This is a genomic window from Brevibacillus panacihumi (assembly GCF_003710985.1).
GTDB classification, from domain to species: Bacteria; Bacillota; Bacilli; order Brevibacillales; family Brevibacillaceae; genus Brevibacillus; species Brevibacillus panacihumi.
Genome location: NZ_RHHT01000023.1, coordinates 13,944 through 31,552 on the forward strand (window position 1 = coordinate 13,944; position 17,609 = coordinate 31,552).

Below are 17,609 nucleotides of genomic sequence, written 5' to 3' on the forward strand. Positions count from 1 at the left end.
TGAAGAATGGGCGGATCAATAATAACTCATTTTTACAATGTGGGGAAGGTATGGGTTGATTTCGCACTTTGATGACCAACGAATCCGAGTGAATTTTTGACTTCGTGGTCAAGAATTGATAAGATGCCCATATGAGCAGACCAAGAGAATTCGATGTCGATCGTGCGCTTCACCAGTCCATGGAAGTGTTCTGGACGAAAGGCTTCAAGTCGACCTCCTATGAAGATTTAACCCGCACGACGCAAGTGAAGAAGCAAAGCTTGTATTGCGTGTTCAAAGACAAGCGGGATTTGTTCCTAAAAGCGTTGGCGCTTTATCGCGAACAGAGCATAGTCATGCTGGAAGAATTGGCCTCTCGGGAGGTGTCGCCCTTGAAGAAGCTGGAGGCCATCTGCGATGCTACGCTGTATCAAAACGAAGAAACAATGCCCAGGGGATGTCTCATTCTCAATTCCGCGTTGGAATTCGGATACGACGACCGGGAAGTCAACCGCGAAGTAACGCTGATGTTCGATCAGGTGGAACGTATTCTGGAAAGGATCATTCGCGACGGCCAGGAGCAAGGGCTTATTACGGAACGCCAGACCGGCAAAGAGCTCGCGGTTTACCTGAACAACGTGCTTAGCGGGGCGAAGGTGATGGAGAAGTCGGGCGCTTCCCGAGAGCAGATCGAAGCGGTGCTGTGTACGTCATTGGCGCTGATGACATCGGAGAACGCTGGCTAGAGTCAGGCAATCCGAGTGCGGGGGTGGAGAGCGGAGGGGGGCTTGGACGACGAGAGCCCCCCGCGATTTTGCCCCTTCGCACTTGGTGTCTGTTACCATTCTCACCCAAATGCGGAGTGGGAGACGTGAGGATGGCACGGTCGGTTCTGGCTATGGTCCGTAGAGCGAAAAGCTCGATCGTCTCCCGCCCGGGCGGGGGAGAGATGCTTGATTTAGCAAGAGTTGTTTTTTTTTGTGACATTATTGACTATGCAGTCAAGAATGAGACGCGAAAAAGGAGGTGAGGCATAGGGATTGGTAGGGCACAACTAGGGAAAAATCAAAGATGCAGCTCATTTTTTTGCTATATTCTTGACTTTGTAGTCAAGAAAGTGTTCGTCACTAAAGGAGGTTCTTATGACAAACTCGCAATCCGTTCAAGCCCTGTTCCAACCGTTCGCAATCGGTAATCTGACGCTGCCCAATCGCATCGTGATGGCGCCGATGACCCGCCAATTCTCCCCGGAAGGCGTGCCGACCGCAGACGTAGCCGCCTATTACCGCCGCAGGGCGGAGAACGGAGTCGGATTGATCGTGACTGAAGGTACGATCATCGATCATCCGGATGCGTCCAATCAACCAAACGTACCGCATTTCTACGGCGAAACGGCGTTAAAAGGTTGGGCGAACGTGTTGGCAGAGGTGCACGAGGTCGGCGGACGGATCATCCCGCAGATTTGGCATATGGGAGCTCGTGGTCAAGTCGGCGATTATTCGGAAGCTGACATCGCCGCCATCGTTCAGGCCTTCGCTCAGTCAGCAGCCGAAGCCAAGCGGCTCGGCTTCGACGGCATCGAGCTTCACGGCGCGCACGGCTATTTGATCGACCAATTTTTCTGGGAGCAAACGAACCCACGAACTGACCGTTATGGTGGCGACATGGTGAAGCGCACCCGCTTTGCGGTAGAAGTTATCGAAGCTTGCCGCCGAGCTGTCGGCCCGGACTTTCCGATCGTCCTGCGTATCTCGCAATGGAAGTCGGAGGACTATACGGCGAAGTTGGCGGCAACGCCGGCTGAACTGGAGCAGTTCCTGAAGCCGTTAACCGTGGCGGGCGTAGATGTGTTCCACTGCTCCACCCGCCGTTTCTGGGAGCCCGAGTTCGACGGCTCCGAGCTGAATTTGGCGGGATGGGTCAAAAAACTGACGGGAAAACCGACAATTACGGTCGGATCAGTCGGACTGGATACTGAATTTATGAGTTTCTTTACAGAAGGTAAGGGCTCAAACAACACCAAGATTGACGGGCTGATCGAAAGGCTCGAGCGTGGAGAATTCGATCTGGTGGCCATAGGCAGGGCTTTGTTGGCCGATCCCGCATGGGCCAGCAAGATTCGCGACGGCCGGCTCGACGAGCTGCTTCCCTTCACGGCCGAAGCGGTGAAAACTTTGTATTAAGCCGTATGTTGGTCTGTCTTGAAGAGAAGAGTCCATAACAATAAGAGCAGAGGCGGTCTAGGTCTTTCGAGTTCCTAGTCCGCCACTGCTTTTTTTCAAGCCAAGAGTCATTGCATTGTGAACCATTTTTATTGATTTGTTGAGTAATCAACGAATGGCGTTCATTTAACCTTTGAGCGCATCGGGTTTCTATTTATAATGATAAATAGATGTTGATTCATCAATGGTTTAAACCAGTAAAAACAAAAATAAGAAAGAGGGTGTTTATTTCAGTGCATCTGCGGCTGTTGATATCTAAATTTTCAGATAAAATGTATTCCTTGTTGATTCCTTCATAAATGATTTACGAAAGATAGAGGTGAGTGAAGTGGTGATAAAATTTTTCGCAGCATTTATGCTGGCAATGCCTTTCATGGCGGGCTGTTCTGACACTGAACAACAAACAGCAGGAATTGCACAGGAAAATTTTGTGGATAAGCCCGAACAGCAAAGATACGAAATACTAGCTGAAAACCTTAAGGCTCCCTGGTCTATAGAAAAGCTGGGTAATGCCTTCTATTTGACGGAAAGAGCAGGCGCTATCGTAAAAGTGGAGAGCGGAAAAATGGTTAGACAAAGCGTGAAATTTGAGAAAGAGATTTCCACAGCTTCAGAGGCAGGGTTATTGGGATTTGTACTTGCTCCTGACTTTTTAGAATCGCACCGAGCGTATGCTTATTATACGTATGAGGACAACTCTGGACAATTTAACCGTATCGTTACCCTTCGTTTGGAGGATAACGTTTGGAGAGAAGAAGGTTTGCTGCTCGATAAAATTCCAAGTGGTACCTATCATCACGGAGGAAGGCTGAAAATTGGGCCCGATGGAAAGCTGTATGCTACAGCCGGTGATGCATCTGAAGCGGGTATAGCACAAGATCTTCATTCACTGGGCGGGAAAATGTTAAGAATGAATCTTGATGGGTCGATTCCAGATAGCAACCCATTTCCGAATTCCTACATCTATAGTTATGGCCATCGAAATCCTCAAGGTATGACCTGGTTGCCTGACGGAACGCTATATGCAAGCGAGCACGGAAACAATGCAAATGATGAGGTAAACAAAGTAGAAGCTGGTCAAAATTATGGCTGGCCGATTATCAAAGGCTATGAGGAACAAGAAGGGATGGTTTCGCCGCGATTTACTTCCGGAGATGAGGCAACTTGGGCGCCATCTGGAATGGACTCTTATCATGGCAAATTGTATGTTGCCGCACTAAGAGGGTCTGCCGTGTTGGAGTTTGACCTTGAAACAGGTGGATATCGGGAAGTAGTAACCGGACTTGGCAGAATTCGAGATGTGCTGATTGAAGATGGCTTTCTTTATTTCATTAGCAATAACACGGATGGACGTGGGGCTCCACAGGAGAATGACGATAAGCTATACAAAATTTCACTATTGACGAGCATTGGACGATATTAATATACATAATAAATATAAATATTCACAAAGTTAAAAGGTGGTGGTAAATTTTGTTTGAAAATACAGAATAGTAAGGAGGGACAGGTATGCAACAAAACCAAAGCCAGCCTTGGATCAATGCGGGTACACTGGCGTCAATCCAAGAGAAGGGCCACAAGCTAATCCACGGCGGGATCGCCGTGTTCTATCATGAGGAGCAGGTTTACGCGGTAGACAATCGCTGTCCGCACCTGGGATTTCCCCTGCATATGGGTAGCTTGTGCGACGGGATACTCACCTGTCATTGGCATCATGCACGCTTTGACGTCTGCAGCGGTGGAACACTGGATCCGTGGGCGGACGATGTTCCATCCTATGAAGTGAAAATTGAAGATGGGGTAGTTTGGGTGAATCCGCATCCAAAACAGGCGAACAGCATTGAGAAATACAAACTTCGGTTGCGGGAAGGCCTGGAGCAAAATCTGGGTCTCGTGATTGCCAAAGCTGTCGTCGGCTTGGTGGAAGCCGGCGTTCCAGCAGCGGAAATCACGAAGATCGGCATCAAGTTCGGTACCGCCTATGGGAGAGGCTGGAATTCGGGGCTCACCATCCTCACCGCGATGGCAAATGTGCTGCCGAAGCTGGATAAAGCAGGAACGATCCTCGCTCTCTATCAAGGACTGCTTCATGTGGCTCGCAACAGCTCCGGCGCCGCGGCGCGACATTTGCTTAAGCCGCTGCCGGGGGCTGACGTGCCATTCGAGCGGCTGACGGAATGGTACCGCAACTGTATCGAGGTTCGCGACACACAAGGGGCTGAAAGAGTGTTGCTCACGGCGATCCGGAAGGGGGCTTCCGTGAAGCAGCTTTCTGAGATGATGTTGATCGCGGCGACGGACCACTTTTATTTGGACGGCGGCCATACGTTCGATTTCCATAATAAAGCCTTTGAAGCGCTTGGCCTTATCGGCGAAGAGCACGCCGAGCAGACGCTGACCTCACTGGTTCGGCTCCTCGCCAATCCGACCCGCAGCGAGGAGCTTCATCAATGGCAGTCGCCAGTGAATCTTGTCGCTCCGCTTAAGGAAGCCTTCGTCCAGTTGGAAAGCCTCCCTCTGACTGAGCCCTATATAGATATTTCCGAAGCGGACGAGAAGAAAATTGTGGAGCAGCTGTTAAGCGACGAACCCCTTGAAACGGTGAACCTTGTGACAGAGGTCTTGAAATCCGGCGCACATCCGGCGCAACTGGCCCAACTGGTTGCTTTGGCCGCAGCGGAACGGATCGTCCGTTTCCATACCCAGAATGATTTCGGGGATTGGATCTCCGTTTTGCATACCTTTACCTATACCCATGCCGTACATGAGCGTTTGCGCAGCTCGACCCATCCTCTGCTCATCCGGGCAATCTACCACGGGATAATCAGCATTTATTTGGATCGCTTTTTGAATATCCCTTCGGCACACCGCCCGGATGGCTCGGCCGTGCCCGCGGTGGACATTACCAATCCGGAGCAGCTGCTGCAAATTTTGGATCAACGCCAGCAGGTGAAGGAAGCGGCGCGCTGGACAGTCGGCTACCTACACGCCGGCGGCGACCCGGACGCCCTGCTTACTACGTTGGGCCATGCGCTCTTACGCGAAGACGCCGAATTCCATTCCTTTCAAATGTACGAAGCGGCGGTCGCCGAATATGGGCTCTGGAGAACGCGCAACGACGCCTTCGCCGCCCGTGCTGGTGAAACGATGCTTCTGGCGGCAACTCGCTATTTGGCGGCCCATGCCCCTACACCTCGCGAACTGCCGCATATCGCCCACATTGCAACACGGCTGTACCGAGGCGAGCGGCTATTCGAAGAGGCGTAAACTGAAAGCTAAGCTCTGTTTGGGATCCTTGGCATCTCTTTTGCTGTCAGGAAAGGAGCGAGGAAATGGAGCAAGAGTGAAGCAGCTTCACATCATATAGTGGATTAATTGATAGCAAGATCGAGAGCGTCCTGAAAATTAGCAGGACGCTCTTGCTATACATGAACGATAGACTTCTCCCGAGCAACGGAGCGGTACCAATAACTAGCCAGGTATTGAGCGAACAGACAACATGGTTGAAAATCTTTTTGTTATTAATATGACATAAGGTGACATATTTAAAGATCTATAATGGTGTTAAATCAAGGAAAGGAGTAATAAATCATGAAACGAAGGATCATTTTAGATTTAGCGGTTACTATAGATGGCTTTATTGAAGGGAAAAATGGGGAAGTTGATTGGTGCATCATGGACCCGGAGATGGGGTTTATGAATTTCTTAGATCAAATTGATACGATTTTATACGGAAGAAAAAGTTATGAATTATGGGGACAATTTACCCCAGAAATACATCAATCCGATACGGAAAAAGAACTGTGGGGACTCGTTCATAGTAAAGAAAAATATGTGTTTTCTAGGACACAAAAAGCGACTGACGATAAAGCGATATTTATAAATGATCATATTCTTGAAGAAGTAAACGCATTAAAGAATAAGCCTGGCAAAGACATCTGGCTATATGGTGGAGCAAGTCTTATTACAACTTTTATCAATTTAGGGCTTGTTGATGAATATCGATTATCTGTTCACCCAGTCATTTTGGGAGAAGGAAAACCATTGTTTCATGATATAAAAGAAAGATTGAATGTAACATTGGTTACTACAAGAACGTTCTCCTCCGGGGTTGTGCAACTCACTTATGAGCGCTCTTGACATCGATCTGCGCCAATGCGAGCGGGAAGCTGCTTTCGTATTGGCGTTTTCGCATGAAGAGGGAAGAATAGCAATCGAAAAGAAATGCAGCATCCAGCTTTCTGTTACATTATATGAAGGAAATTGCTCTTCTATCACGAAATACATGTTTGCTTCTACTTATACGAAGGAGGCTATCTCATGGCTAAAAATGATCCGGTAACAATAACAGTAGAAACGGTCGTTCATTCCCCCGTTGAAAAGGTGTGGGAATATTGGACGGAGCCGGAGCATATCAAGCAATGGAATAACGCTTCGGATGATTGGCACACGCCATATGCCGAGAACGATCTAAAGGTCGGCGGTAAGTTTGTCTCGAGGATGGAAGCGAAAGACGGCAGTTTTGGCTTTGATTTCAGCGGGGTATACGACGAAGTGAGTGTGAATGAGAGTATTGCCTATACGATTGGCGACGGTAGAAAAGTGAAGATCGTCTTCATTCGCCAAGAGAACGACACGCGAATCATCGAATCGTTCGAAGCGGAAGAGACCAATACAATCGAGATGCAACAAGCCGGATGGCAGGCCATTTTAGATAACTTCAAAAAATATGCCGAGTCGGTCAAAAATTAATATTAGAAGCGCATGTCGGCAATCGGCATGCGCTTTGTTATCGCTGCAGGCTCAGGAACATTCGGGTTCGCGAGGAGATTCAAAGCATTTAGCTGTCAGATTAAGCCGAGCGCAAGCCCAAGCAAGACGGCAGACGCGCCTCCTACGAGCGAGCCGGCTACATTGACGACATCGTTGTTCCAGCCGACGCGTCCGCGAATCGGTACGGCTGGCATGCCGCAGTGGCGAGCTTGCTCAATTTCGCGGCCGCAAGCGGCACAACGGTACATTTGCTGCCATGTCGCACCAATCCAAGAATCGGTCAACGACCCTATGATGCCCGCGAGCCCGGCTATTCCGACCCAGGAGGCTGGTCGAAGGGCCGCCGTTGTCGCTTCTGACGCAGATGGGTTGGACACCGCAAGCAGCATCCACGCTACGATGCCGATAAATAGGCCACCGGCCAGTGAAGCGCCTATACCGAGGCTTGAAACGCCTCCGGACGTGCCAGGAGGAACGATCCGACCCGTCTTGATCGATCTCGGTGACTTGCGGCTTAAACCACCAATTTCCGTAGCCCAGGTATCGGCTGTGACCGCAGCCATAACGCCGAGGAAGGCATACCACCAAAGCGGATGAGGATACACCCAATTTGCTGCACATAACAGCAGCCCCAGCCCGCCGTTAGCGAGCACCTGGCCTGCATCACGCGTCCCGGATTTCTCATAGCCGCTCTCTGCTGCTTCCTTTGCATGCCTTTTCCATTTGGACCAAAAAGTCGATGAAACAAAGAAAGCGATAAGGGAGCCGTACCAGATCGCGCTTCCGAGCGCGTACATCACTGTGCCAAGCATCACCGCTGCTAGAAAGCCGGAACCGGAGAGCGACCGTTTTACATAAGCCGTCCCCGCAATCCCTGCACTGCAGGCCAGACCTATTAACCAATCCAAAGCGTTCTTCCCCCTTTGCTCTGAGCTATTATACCTTACATCGAAAGGGAGTTGCCGATTAATCAAAAAAAATTGATATTAGGGATTGCATTTTCTGGGAATCCGTGCATATAATTAATACATCAAGAAAATTTGATGAATGAGGTAGTCTTCGATGAACGATTTGAAACAGAAGCTAGAACAATATGAGAAGAAATTCAAAGCTCTTGCTGATCAGAAACGATTAGAAATTATGTATGAACTTTGCCAGAGAGGGAAAACATGCGTCTGCGATCTAACCGAGATTTTTGACATGCCGCAATCCAAGCTGTCGTATCATCTGAAGATCTTGTTGGACGCAAACCTGATTATGAAAGAAACAAAAGGGACATGGAGTTATTACGATTTGAATGACAGCGAAGTGAATCAGTTGTTGTCGGAAGAGCTTTGTTGTATTTTCCGGAAAACAGGCAAAGGAAGCTGCTGCTAATTTTTTTTAAACCTTACATCAAATTTTTTTGATTAATAATGCTTTATGATAAGGGAGGAACATGAAATGAAGTATGTTCACGTTGGGATTAACGTTACGAGCCTGGAGAAATCAGTTGATTTTTATCAGAAGGTATTTGGGGTAGAACCTGTGAAGGTAAAGACAGATTATGCGAAGTTCTTGCTGGAGAGCCCTGGGCTTAACTTTACATTAAATGTTCGAGACGAAGTGCACGGGAATCAAGTCAGCCACTTCGGATTCCAGGTTGCAAGTCCTGAGGAGATCCTTGCTCATAAAGAGAGGCTGGAGAAAGAAGGGTTTTTTGCACGTGAGGAAATGGATACAACATGCTGTTATGCCGTACAGGATAAATTTTGGGTGACAGATCCAGACGGTAATGAATGGGAGTTTTTCTACACCAAGTCGGACAGTGACACGCATAAAATGGAATCCACAACTTGCTGCGTACCTTCCAATTCAGTAGCAAGCAGTTCTTGCTGTTAAGACAAGGGGGTGCTTCATGAAACAGCTGTCTTTTTTAGACCGTTTCCCCCGTAAACCGGAATATTTGATTGGGCTGATTATGATTGGCTTAGCAAGCTGTATCGCCATGGTCATTAAGTGAAGGCGGAAAAGGTGATCCTATCATGGAAAAAAAGAAAACCATATACTTTTTATGCACAGGCAATTCTTGCCGGAGCCAAATGGCAGAAGCGTGGGGGAAAAAATACTTAGGTGACGAGTGGAATGTGTTTTCCGCCGGAATTGAAGCGCATGGTGTCAATCCCAATGCCGTGCGTGCGATGCAGGAAGTGGGAATCGATATTTCTGATCAAACATCTGATGTCATTGACCCTGTTCTCTTAAACAAAGCGGATCTGGTCGTGACATTATGCAGCCATGCAGATTCTGTATGCCCAGCCACCCCTCCTCATGTAAAGCGTGTCCATTGGGGATTTGACGATCCGGCGGGCAAAGAATGGTCTGAGTTTCAACGGGTTCGTGATGAGATTGAGGCGCGTATGAAAGCATTTAAGGAAGCAGGAGAGGGCCAATGGACAATACAAAAAAACTATTGAAAGATTATTATCATGTAGATATTACAAGTATGTCATCACAGCAGGGAGGGTGGGCATCACTCGCTTATAAAGTGTCGAGTAATCAGAAGAGCTACTTCCTAAAAGTATATGAAAAAAAGAGAGCATCTACTGCAAAGTTGACTGCCCTAATAGATAAATACGTTCCAATCATGGTATGGCTCGTGCACAATAGCAAATTAAAAGGGAAGATTCCTGTTCCTCTAGTAACAAGAGGCGGAGAATACAAGTGCGAAGATGAGCATGGCATTTATATGATTTATGATTATATTGAAGGATACACCATTGGAGATCAGGATGTAACGGAGGATCAAGTTCGCCAGCTTTCGGAAATCATAGCAGAACTCCATTTATATAGTGAAGACATTCCAGTCGAGACGGATGGCATTAAAGAGGATTTTGACGTTCCGTTTTTACAGTCACTAAGAGATATATGGAATCAGAGGAGGTGCAATTTTCCCAACGATGTATGGAATTTGGTCAGTCCTCATATTCAACAAATGGAGGATTTGATGCATACCATTGAAACACTTGGTCAGCGGTTGAGAAATAGCAATGTGAGAATGGCTTTATGTCATACAGATTTGCATGGTTGGAACTTGATGCAATCCGAACAACAATTAATCGTCATTGACTGGGAAGGATTAAAAGTAGCTCCGGTGGAAGCGGATTTGATGTTCCTTATTGATAAACCATTTTTTCAAGAGTTTTTAAATATCTATCAGAAAACGCACCATAACTTTTCCATCAATCCTGATGCTTTGCAATTTTATCAAGGGAAAAGAAAGTTGGAAGATATATGGGAGTTTCTCGAACAGCTGTTATGGGATGAACAAAATGAGGAAGAAAGGGTTAGTACATTGAACCATTTACAAGAAGAATTGAAAACCCTGGGGAAATAATGTAGACGAATCAGGCGTCTGGTGTGCAGATTGGCCGGAATCAGAGTCGTATGATAGTGGACCAGGAATTTACGCTTGAAAGATAAAATCAAGTGTAGTAAGATCAGCACTATTAAACAGAATACGTACCTGTATAACCTCAAGAATATGGCTTGAGGGTCTCTACCAGGAACCTTAAAAATCCTGATTACAGAAAATGATTGTATTCATTTTTTGTAATTAGGATTTTTTTTATTTTCAATCAACACGAAAGGATGAAAAACAGATTATGAATTTGAAAGTTTTCATACTGGCCTTATCGACTGTAGCAGTTGGATTGGTAGAGTTAGTCGTAGGTGGGATATTGCCGACGATAGCTGACGATTTACACATATCCCTAAGTGCTGCCGGACAGTTGATTTCAGTGTTTGCTCTTGTCTACGCTATTGCCGGTCCAGTTTTGCTCGTAGTAACTAGCAAATTGGAACGCAAGAAAGTATATCTTGCTTCCCTTTTCGTTTTTTTTCTCGGCAATATCATGACATATTTCAGTCCGAACTTTACCTTTATGATGATCGCAAGGGTGCTGACCGCAACGAGTACGGCCCTGATCGTCGTACTGTCCTTGACGATTGCTGCGAAAATCGTTGTTCCTGCTCACCGAGCAAAGGCTTTAGGGCTTATTTATATGGGAATCAGTTCGTCGCTTGTGCTAGGGGTGCCGCTTGGAATCCTGATTTCCAATGCATTTGGTTGGCGCGTCATATTCCTGGGAATCGCTGTGTTATCAATCGGGTCAATGGTGCTGATTTCACTTTTTTTGGAGCGCATTCCCGGGGAAACAACGATTCCGCTTTCACAACAAGTAAAAGCAGTAGGCAGTGCAAAACTGGGTAGCGCCCATCTTGCTACTATGTTTATGCTAGCGGGACACTATACGCTTTATGCCTACTTCACGCCGTTTTTAGAAACGAATCTTCATCTGAATTCCCAGTGGATCAGTATCTGCTATTTTGTATTTGGCATTGCAGCTGTATGCGGTGGAGCATTGGGTGGAGCACTTTCGGATTCGATTGGGGCTCGTAAAAGCATCATCATTGTGATTAGTGCATTTGCTGTTGTACTAGGCTTATTGCCATTCACGACGTTTTCCCTTTTCCTATTCATGCCGATGATGATGGTGTGGGGCGCATTGAGCTGGGGTCTGGCACCACCGCAACAAAGTTATTTGATTCAAACCGACCCAGCTACGTCCGATATTCAGCAAAGCTTTAATAATTCCGCCTTGCAGATCGGTATTTCGCTTGGGTCGGCCATTGGCGGGATCGTGTTAAACCAGACCGGCACAGTTTCCAGTACAGCCTGGTTTGGGAGTGTCATTGTCATGATCTCCTTGTTATGTGCCATCTTTTCCTTAACAAGACCGGCCATCGTAAGAGCAAATGCGATTGCGGCCTCGTCTGAAGGAGCCCCCGCCAGAAGGACGGGGAGTTGAAGCGTGGAATTATTTCTAAGACCACTTCTTGGCAATCAGTATTCTTGAAGCATGACGATGGGGAACGCCGCTTGAATGGCAATCGAATATGCATTCTTCCGTGAATAGTGTCTCCCAATCTGCATAATAGCTTTGTAATTCATTGCTTTGATAGAGGTACTCATTTTTCCCCCAGTCCGGGGCGAGCGCGATGTCGGGATGTTCAGTGAACGCGAATAAAACATGTAGACCGCCAGGCAGGGTGTTAAGCTTCACGCGACGAGAAGGTCAATACGGAATGGAAGTGATGGGCCTCTTGCCTTTTTCTCGTGCAGCCACGCGTTGGACAAGCTGTTTTCTCTGAAAATGATTGTCTCGGATCAATGCAAAAATGACGAGCATGGTGCCGTAACATTCAAACATGCTGATCTCGTAGCCCTGAAAAGACATCAGAACCAAAGTAGTAATCGGGACCAGGTTGATAAATAAAATGCCGTTTAACGGAGTCAGCGCTTTGATACCAGCGTTCCAGCTTAAAAGGGCGGCCAGCCCAGGAAAAAGCACCATGAAGGCCATTTCGTACTTGATAGACATCACGCTCTCCCAGCTAGGGACGGGAATCCATTGAAAAAGAGATCCGATCGTAACAATGACGAAGGAAACGGCAGTTCCCAATAAGCATGTCAATGTCGAATAACGCAGTATAGACCAATCGCTAAAACGTCCTCCGCCGAGGGAGTAGACAACCCAACCCACCACACCGGCAAAAATCAGCAGCAACGGGAAAAGCTGCTCGCTTGCCGTAGCGAAGAAAGCCAGATTCCCTCTCGTAATTACAAGCAATGCCCCAACCAAGGCAATGGCGATGCTGGTCCAAGTATAGGAGGGCGGCAGCTTTTTGGTGGTGACAGATAACAGGAGGATGGAGATCATTGGCATAAGCACTTCCATGATGGATGCGGCGATGGTGCCTGCCTCGCCCATGAGATGCTGCCCCAGGAAGACCCCCATGTTGTAGACGGTAAATGCCATGGTTCCAAAGAACACTAAAGCCTTCCCGCGCCCCTCCAAGCGAAAGGCAGAAAAGCCCTCCTTGGTCCAAAGCAGGCCACACAAAATAACGGTAACGAAGAAATAGCGAAGAAACGAGAAATAGAATGGATCAATCTGCTGCAGGGCGATGTGGGCGACGGGAAACATCGCTCCCCACGACACGCTGGCGATCATGCATAAGATTGATCCTGTGATAATTGGTTTGTTTTTCATGGTGAAGCTCTCCCTTTCAGTCTGAAGCTGTTCTTGATTCCTCTACGATCATAAGGGATGGAAAGAAGATAGTATAATGATTGAAAATAAGCTATTGTATCATTTTTAGTGATAGTTGCATCGAAAGAACACCATTGAGGAGAAAGCATGGGGAGAGGAAAAAGGTGGAGCTGAACGATTTGAGGATTTTTCAAAAGGTGGCTACGCTAGGCAGCGTGAGCAAGGCGGCGTCCGAGCTGAGCTACGTGCAATCCAACGTGACGGCAAGAATCAAGCTGCTGGAAAAGGAGCTGGGGACGCCCTTGTTTTATCGAAACAAGCGAGGGATGACGTTGAATGCAGAAGGGAGGAGGCTCCTGGAATTCTCGCGGGATATACTGATGAAAGTGGAAGACATGCATCGCTATTTCAATCAAACCTCCGCGCCTTCCGGGGTCCTCGCGATTGGGATGGTCGAGACGATCCATGCGCTTCCCGACCTCCTATCCTCTTATTGCAGTCAGTATCCGCAAGTGGATTTATCGCTTAAGGCAGGAGTAACCGAGCATTTGCTTCAGGAGGTGCTGGATGTGGGACTTGACGGAGCGTTCGTCACAGGCCCAATCAACCATCCGCTGATTGAGCAGGTGAAGGTTTTCCAAGAAGAGCTTGTGCTAGTGACCAAAAGCAGCGATTTCGCCGTTGATGACATGACAGATAAAGCGCTGCTCCTGTATCACAAAGGTTGCGGGTATCGCGAGCGGCTGGAGGGCTGGATGAAGCTTGCGGGATTGATTCCGAGGAAGGTGATGGAGTTCGGAACGTTTGACACGATCATCGGAGGAGTTGCTGCAGGAATCGGGATCACCATTATGCCGAAATCATCGGTGAGCCATCTGGCTGAAAGCGGGACGATTCATCTTCATCGGGTACCAGAACCTTATCAGACTGTGTCCACGGTCTTCATACGAAGAAAGGATACGGTTATCACGAGCACGATGCAGTCCTTTCTCGACGAGATCAGCCAGCACAAGAAAAGTATTTTTTAGCATACACTCGCAAAAGGGACTGCAAACAGGGAGGCGCATGCTATAATTTTGTTAATTATTGGGGGAGAACTTGCGAGGGGAGTTTTCACATGCTTAGCAATAGAAAAGTAATTGTCACAGGCGCAGCTTCTGGCATCGGAAAAGCAATTGTGAACCAATGCTTGCATGAAGGAGCTTCAGTCATTGCATGCGATCGTAACGAACAAGCCTTGCGCGATTTAAAAGAATCAATGGATGACAGCAATGTTATAGACACCTACCAAGTAGATGTAAGCAAGTATGAAGAAGTCGCTGCGTTTTTCTCCTATGTAGAAGCAAAGCATTCCGAAGTAGACGGTTTGGTTAATAATGCAGGGATTTATTTGGCGAAGCATATACTGGACTATCAAGAAAATGAAATCGATAAAGTCCTCGATATCAACATCAAGGGATATATCTACTTCTCCCAAATGTTCGGCAAGAAATTGTTCCATAGCCGACGCAAGGGCGTAATCGTGAACATGTCCTCTGTGTCAGCTCTGGAAGGAAGTTCAGATGCCATTTATGGATTGTCCAAAGCGGCCATACTGGGCTTAACAAAAAGCTGTGCCATGAATTTTTCGCCTTACATTCGGGTAAATGCCGTTGCTCCCACGATAGTGCATACACCCATGATGGATACAATACCGGAATGGAGAAAAAAAGAGTATCTCAGTCATCAGCTCATCGATACGCCTGTACTGCCTGAAGATGTTGCTGATACGGTGGTCTTTTTGCTGTCGGACAAATCGAAGCATTACACCGGCGCGACCTTTGATATCAATAACGGTGGTTACTTAAGATAGCAGCAAAAGCAGACTTTGGGACAGGAGGCATTTTCTGTGAAGCCACGCATTACCGTACTTACACTGGGTGTGGACGATTTGGAAAGGTCGCTGCTGTTTTATCGGGATGGATTGGGATTGCCGACCGAAGGGATCATCGGTCAAGAATTTGAGCACGGGGCGGTGGCCTTTTTCGAGCTGCAAGCAGGCTTGAAACTGGCTATCTGGAATCGCAAAGATCTTGCGCATGACGCGCAGCTTCCACTAACTGCATCTAGCCCTACTGAATGTAGCATAGGTCACAATGTGGAAACAAAAGAAGAGGTTGATCAGGTCATGGAGCAGGCAAAAAATGCTGGTGCCGTGATTACTGTGCCGCCCCATGACACTTTTTGGGGTGGATACGCTGGTTACTTTCAAGACCCAGATGGCCACTTGTGGGAAGTGGTATGGAATCCGCAATGGGCCTTACAGGAATAACAGGCTGTTGGAGGTTGGAAAAGGCGGGGGGATCTCAACGAAGACCCGCCTTTTTATGTTGCTTGACTCTGACCTTACAGGAGACTTTAGAATCGGAAACGAGGTGAAGGAAATGCTTTATACGGTGAAGGAGCTATCCGACTTAGCCAAGGTGACGGTAAAAACATTGCATCATTATCACAGGATTGGTCTTTTGCTGCCGCATAGCGTTAGTGATGCAGGATATCGTCTGTACGGAGAAAAAGAGCTGGAGCGTCTGCAACAAATCTTGTTCTACCGAGAGCTGGACTTTCCCCTCAAACAAATTAAAAAACTTTTGGATGGGGAACCAGAACGACTGTCGATTCTGTCTAGTCAAAAGCAACTCCTGCAATCGAATATCAGCAGGATGGAGCGTTTGATACAGACCATTGACGAGTCGATCCGGTGTACCGAGAAAGGAGTAAGGATGGACAAAGACAAAATGTTTATCGGATTCCAAAGCGAGCAAGAGTGGAAGGAGGCTTTGTCGCAGCAGAATGAGTATTTGAAGGAAAAGTATGGGTATGACTTGATTGAGGAACGCTCTATCGATGTTGATGCCATGAATGAATCAGCTCGGGAAGCCAAACATTTTATGGAAGGAATGGCTCACGCACTACAGGAAGGCATCAAGTTCGATGATCCAAAAGTAGAACATCTCATCACACAGCACATCGCGTCACTTAACAACCAAGGACACATCACAACAGCAAAAGACTTTGCCGCCCAAGCGAGATTCTTTTTACAGGATGAGTTTCACAGAAATATGCTCGAAGCACAGCAGACCGGGCTATCGTATTATCTTTGCGTAGCAGCGGAGGATTTTGCAGCGAAGCATCAGTAACGGTTATAAACAGTTCAAAAAAACAGCGGAAGCCGAGGACTTTTTTGATCCTGTCCAAGGCTGCAGCTGTTTATCTTTAGTTTGTATAGTTGTCAAAATAACCCTGAATAAAGACAATCGGTGTGCCTTTGTCTCCACTTCCTGAGGTCAAATCAGACAGAGAGCCGATCAGGTCCGTTAATTTTCTAGGTGTAGTGCCTTGTGCTTCCATGGCGCCAACTAGGTTGGAATCTTTATTGCTTATATATTGAGAGATAGCTTGCTTAAGCTCTTCGCCTTTCAAATCAGCGAAATTATTATCCGCGAGGTATTTTAGCTTCACTTCATTCGGTGTTCCATCAAGTCCTGCTGTATAAGCGGGGGATACAACCGGATCAGCGAGCTCCCAAATTTTGCCGACAGGATCTTTGAATGCTCCATCCCCGTAAATCATCACTTCAACATGCTTGCCTGTTTTTTCTTTGAGCATGTGCTGGATGTTATCTACGATTGGCTGGCAATTGCGCGGGAATAGTTTCACGCTATTTTCTGTGGATTTATTGGATCCCAACAGCCCGTATGTTTCATTGCAGCCGCTGCCGTCAATTGGCGCTGTCAAGATGTTATCCAGGCTATATATTTTATCTCCGCCATTTTCCTTCAATATCCTCTTTGTTCGGAATCTCGTATGAATATCGCAAGTCAGCACATGTTTGGTGTACTTCAAAATGGTTTTTGGATTGTTCGAGAAAATGACTTCGCATTCCACACCGTATTCTTCAATCAAAGATTTATAGTAATCGATATAATCAATGCCGGTAAAGGTATGTTTCTGATAGCCAAATAGCTCACGGAATTGTTGCTCTGTCAAAACATCTGTCCAAGGATTGACTCCTTTTTCATCAAGACTGTCGAGATCCACCAAGTGATTTCCTACTTCATCAGATGGGTAGCTGAGCATGAGGACGATTTTTTTAGCCCCTTTTGCAATACCGCGCAGACAAATGGCAAAACGATTGCGACTTAAGATCGGAAAAATGACCCCAATGGTCTCTTCGCCAAATTTGGAGCTGACGTCTTTCGCGATGTGATCAATCGTAGCGTAGTTCCCTTGAGCGCGAGCAACGATTGATTCTGTTACCGTAACGATATCTCTGTCTTGTATGGTGAAACCTTCAACTTCGGAAGCTTTTAACACACTATCGACAACGATTTTCTCAATGCTGTCCCCTTGATTTATGATTGGGCAACGAAGGCCTCTGACTACTGTTCCAACCACTCTTTCCAATATAAATCGCTCCTTAGGACTATTATGGTAAAGTGCATGAATTGCCTTTCTATTTGTACTATACACTGAACTAATGGTATAAGTGAAATTAATATAT

General features: G+C 47.0%; 18 protein-coding genes, 1 pseudogene and 1 riboswitch. Of the genes and pseudogenes, 16 read left to right on the forward strand and 3 right to left on the reverse strand.

Annotated features, from left to right (window positions below; all coding sequences use genetic code 11):
- Positions 1-131: 131 nt before the first annotated feature.
- The 6 genes from EDM58_RS10675 (at position 132) to EDM58_RS10700 (ending at position 6,953) form a co-directional block, all read left to right on the forward strand.
- Positions 132-725 carry a TetR/AcrR family transcriptional regulator gene (locus EDM58_RS10675; protein ID WP_122913320.1) on the forward strand — a complete coding sequence of 198 codons (594 nt, stop codon included), beginning with the start codon at positions 132-134 and terminating at the stop codon, positions 723-725.
- A gap of 396 nt (positions 726-1,121) precedes the next feature.
- On the forward strand, positions 1,122-2,162 hold the full coding sequence (locus tag EDM58_RS10680; protein WP_122913321.1) for an NADH:flavin oxidoreductase: 1,041 nt from the start codon (positions 1,122-1,124) through the stop codon (positions 2,160-2,162).
- A gap of 394 nt (positions 2,163-2,556) precedes the next feature.
- Positions 2,557-3,624, forward strand: a complete 1,068-nt coding sequence (locus EDM58_RS10685) for a PQQ-dependent sugar dehydrogenase (protein WP_122913400.1) — start codon at positions 2,557-2,559, stop codon at positions 3,622-3,624.
- An 86-nt stretch (positions 3,625-3,710) separates the two neighbouring features.
- Positions 3,711-5,468: a Rieske (2Fe-2S) protein gene (locus EDM58_RS10690; RefSeq protein ID WP_122913322.1), complete on the forward strand. Its 1,758-nt coding sequence runs from the start codon at positions 3,711-3,713 to the stop codon at positions 5,466-5,468.
- A 324-nt stretch (positions 5,469-5,792) separates the two neighbouring features.
- Entirely contained in the window at positions 5,793-6,341 is a 549-nt protein-coding gene (locus EDM58_RS10695; RefSeq protein ID WP_122913323.1) for a dihydrofolate reductase family protein, read from the forward strand.
- A 180-nt stretch (positions 6,342-6,521) separates the two neighbouring features.
- The gene (locus EDM58_RS10700) at positions 6,522-6,953 is read left to right on the forward strand and encodes an SRPBCC family protein (protein ID WP_122913324.1); all 432 of its coding nucleotides are present in this window, start codon (positions 6,522-6,524) and stop codon (positions 6,951-6,953) included.
- A gap of 95 nt (positions 6,954-7,048) precedes the next feature.
- Here the strand turns inward: EDM58_RS10700 and EDM58_RS10705 are convergent, their stop codons facing one another.
- Complete coding sequence (locus EDM58_RS10705; RefSeq protein WP_122913325.1) at positions 7,049-7,882, reverse strand: DUF92 domain-containing protein; 834 nt, start codon at positions 7,880-7,882, stop codon at positions 7,049-7,051.
- A 154-nt stretch (positions 7,883-8,036) separates the two neighbouring features.
- Here EDM58_RS10705 and arsR point away from each other — a divergent pair, with 154 nt between their 5' ends.
- The 6 genes and pseudogenes from arsR to EDM58_RS10735 all read left to right on the forward strand — a co-directional run bounded on the left by arsR (position 8,037) and on the right by EDM58_RS10735 (position 11,824).
- Positions 8,037-8,351 (forward strand): arsenical resistance operon transcriptional regulator ArsR, encoded by a 315-nt coding sequence (arsR, locus tag EDM58_RS10710; RefSeq protein WP_122913326.1) that lies wholly within the window; start codon positions 8,037-8,039, stop codon positions 8,349-8,351.
- Positions 8,352-8,417: 66 nt separating this feature from the next.
- The gene (locus tag EDM58_RS10715; RefSeq protein ID WP_122913327.1) at positions 8,418-8,855 is read left to right on the forward strand and encodes an ArsI/CadI family heavy metal resistance metalloenzyme; all 438 of its coding nucleotides are present in this window, start codon (positions 8,418-8,420) and stop codon (positions 8,853-8,855) included.
- 46 nt (positions 8,856-8,901) lie between these two features.
- Positions 8,902-8,970, forward strand: a pseudogene (locus tag EDM58_RS26165) (hypothetical protein); the annotation flags it as partial.
- A 28-nt stretch (positions 8,971-8,998) separates the two neighbouring features.
- The gene (gene arsC, locus EDM58_RS10725; RefSeq protein ID WP_122913328.1) at positions 8,999-9,430 is read left to right on the forward strand and encodes an arsenate reductase (thioredoxin); all 432 of its coding nucleotides are present in this window, start codon (positions 8,999-9,001) and stop codon (positions 9,428-9,430) included.
- Positions 9,406-10,350, forward strand: coding sequence for an aminoglycoside phosphotransferase family protein (locus tag EDM58_RS10730; protein WP_122913329.1), 945 nt, complete (start codon positions 9,406-9,408; stop codon positions 10,348-10,350). The genes arsC and EDM58_RS10730 overlap by 25 nt, the downstream gene beginning before the upstream one ends.
- A gap of 109 nt (positions 10,351-10,459) precedes the next feature.
- A riboswitch (purine riboswitch) is annotated at positions 10,460-10,560 on the forward strand.
- 58 nt (positions 10,561-10,618) lie between these two features.
- Positions 10,619-11,824 carry an MFS transporter gene (locus EDM58_RS10735; protein ID WP_122913330.1) on the forward strand — a complete coding sequence of 402 codons (1,206 nt, stop codon included), beginning with the start codon at positions 10,619-10,621 and terminating at the stop codon, positions 11,822-11,824.
- 267 nt (positions 11,825-12,091) lie between these two features.
- Here the strand turns inward: EDM58_RS10735 and EDM58_RS10745 are convergent, their stop codons facing one another.
- The gene (locus tag EDM58_RS10745; protein WP_122913331.1) at positions 12,092-13,069 is read right to left on the reverse strand and encodes a DMT family transporter; all 978 of its coding nucleotides are present in this window, start codon (positions 13,067-13,069) and stop codon (positions 12,092-12,094) included.
- Between the two features lie 164 nt (positions 13,070-13,233).
- Between EDM58_RS10745 and EDM58_RS10750 the strand changes: the two genes are divergently transcribed.
- The 4 genes from EDM58_RS10750 to EDM58_RS10765 all read left to right on the forward strand — a co-directional run bounded on the left by EDM58_RS10750 (position 13,234) and on the right by EDM58_RS10765 (position 16,245).
- Positions 13,234-14,097, forward strand: a complete 864-nt coding sequence (locus EDM58_RS10750) for a LysR family transcriptional regulator (protein ID WP_122913332.1) — start codon at positions 13,234-13,236, stop codon at positions 14,095-14,097.
- Between the two features lie 89 nt (positions 14,098-14,186).
- Positions 14,187-14,921, forward strand: a complete 735-nt coding sequence (locus EDM58_RS10755; protein ID WP_122913333.1) for an SDR family NAD(P)-dependent oxidoreductase — start codon at positions 14,187-14,189, stop codon at positions 14,919-14,921.
- Positions 14,922-14,957: 36 nt separating this feature from the next.
- On the forward strand, positions 14,958-15,380 hold the full coding sequence (locus EDM58_RS10760; RefSeq protein ID WP_122913334.1) for a VOC family protein: 423 nt from the start codon (positions 14,958-14,960) through the stop codon (positions 15,378-15,380).
- A gap of 112 nt (positions 15,381-15,492) precedes the next feature.
- Positions 15,493-16,245 carry a MerR family transcriptional regulator gene (locus EDM58_RS10765; RefSeq protein WP_122913401.1) on the forward strand — a complete coding sequence of 251 codons (753 nt, stop codon included), beginning with the start codon at positions 15,493-15,495 and terminating at the stop codon, positions 16,243-16,245.
- Between the two features lie 76 nt (positions 16,246-16,321).
- Here EDM58_RS10765 and EDM58_RS10770 read toward each other — a convergent pair whose 3' ends face one another.
- Entirely contained in the window at positions 16,322-17,512 is a 1,191-nt protein-coding gene (locus EDM58_RS10770) for a coenzyme F420-0:L-glutamate ligase (RefSeq protein ID WP_122913335.1), read from the reverse strand.
- Positions 17,513-17,609: the final 97 nt, after the last annotated feature.

What these genes read in the sequence shown, in the direction of transcription:
- EDM58_RS10675 (WP_122913320.1), top strand. Translation starts at nt 132, where the DNA reads ATGAGCAGACCAAGAGAATTCGATGTCGATCGTGCGCTTCACCAGTCC.
- EDM58_RS10680 (WP_122913321.1), top strand. Translation starts at nt 1,122, where the DNA reads ATGACAAACTCGCAATCCGTTCAAGCCCTGTTCCAACCGTTCGCAATC.
- EDM58_RS10685 (WP_122913400.1), top strand. Translation starts at nt 2,557, where the DNA reads ATGCTGGCAATGCCTTTCATGGCGGGCTGTTCTGACACTGAACAACAA.
- EDM58_RS10690 (WP_122913322.1), top strand. Translation starts at nt 3,711, where the DNA reads ATGCAACAAAACCAAAGCCAGCCTTGGATCAATGCGGGTACACTGGCG.
- EDM58_RS10695 (WP_122913323.1), top strand. Translation starts at nt 5,793, where the DNA reads ATGAAACGAAGGATCATTTTAGATTTAGCGGTTACTATAGATGGCTTT.
- EDM58_RS10700 (WP_122913324.1), top strand. Translation starts at nt 6,522, where the DNA reads ATGGCTAAAAATGATCCGGTAACAATAACAGTAGAAACGGTCGTTCAT.
- arsR (WP_122913326.1), top strand. Translation starts at nt 8,037, where the DNA reads ATGAACGATTTGAAACAGAAGCTAGAACAATATGAGAAGAAATTCAAA.
- EDM58_RS10715 (WP_122913327.1), top strand. Translation starts at nt 8,418, where the DNA reads ATGAAGTATGTTCACGTTGGGATTAACGTTACGAGCCTGGAGAAATCA.
- arsC (WP_122913328.1), top strand. Translation starts at nt 8,999, where the DNA reads ATGGAAAAAAAGAAAACCATATACTTTTTATGCACAGGCAATTCTTGC.
- EDM58_RS10730 (WP_122913329.1), top strand. Translation starts at nt 9,406, where the DNA reads ATGGACAATACAAAAAAACTATTGAAAGATTATTATCATGTAGATATT.
- EDM58_RS10735 (WP_122913330.1), top strand. Translation starts at nt 10,619, where the DNA reads ATGAATTTGAAAGTTTTCATACTGGCCTTATCGACTGTAGCAGTTGGA.
- EDM58_RS10745 (WP_122913331.1), bottom strand. Translation starts at nt 13,069, where the DNA reads ATGAAAAACAAACCAATTATCACAGGATCAATCTTATGCATGATCGCC.
- EDM58_RS10755 (WP_122913333.1), top strand. Translation starts at nt 14,187, where the DNA reads ATGCTTAGCAATAGAAAAGTAATTGTCACAGGCGCAGCTTCTGGCATC.
- EDM58_RS10765 (WP_122913401.1), top strand. Translation starts at nt 15,493, where the DNA reads ATGCTTTATACGGTGAAGGAGCTATCCGACTTAGCCAAGGTGACGGTA.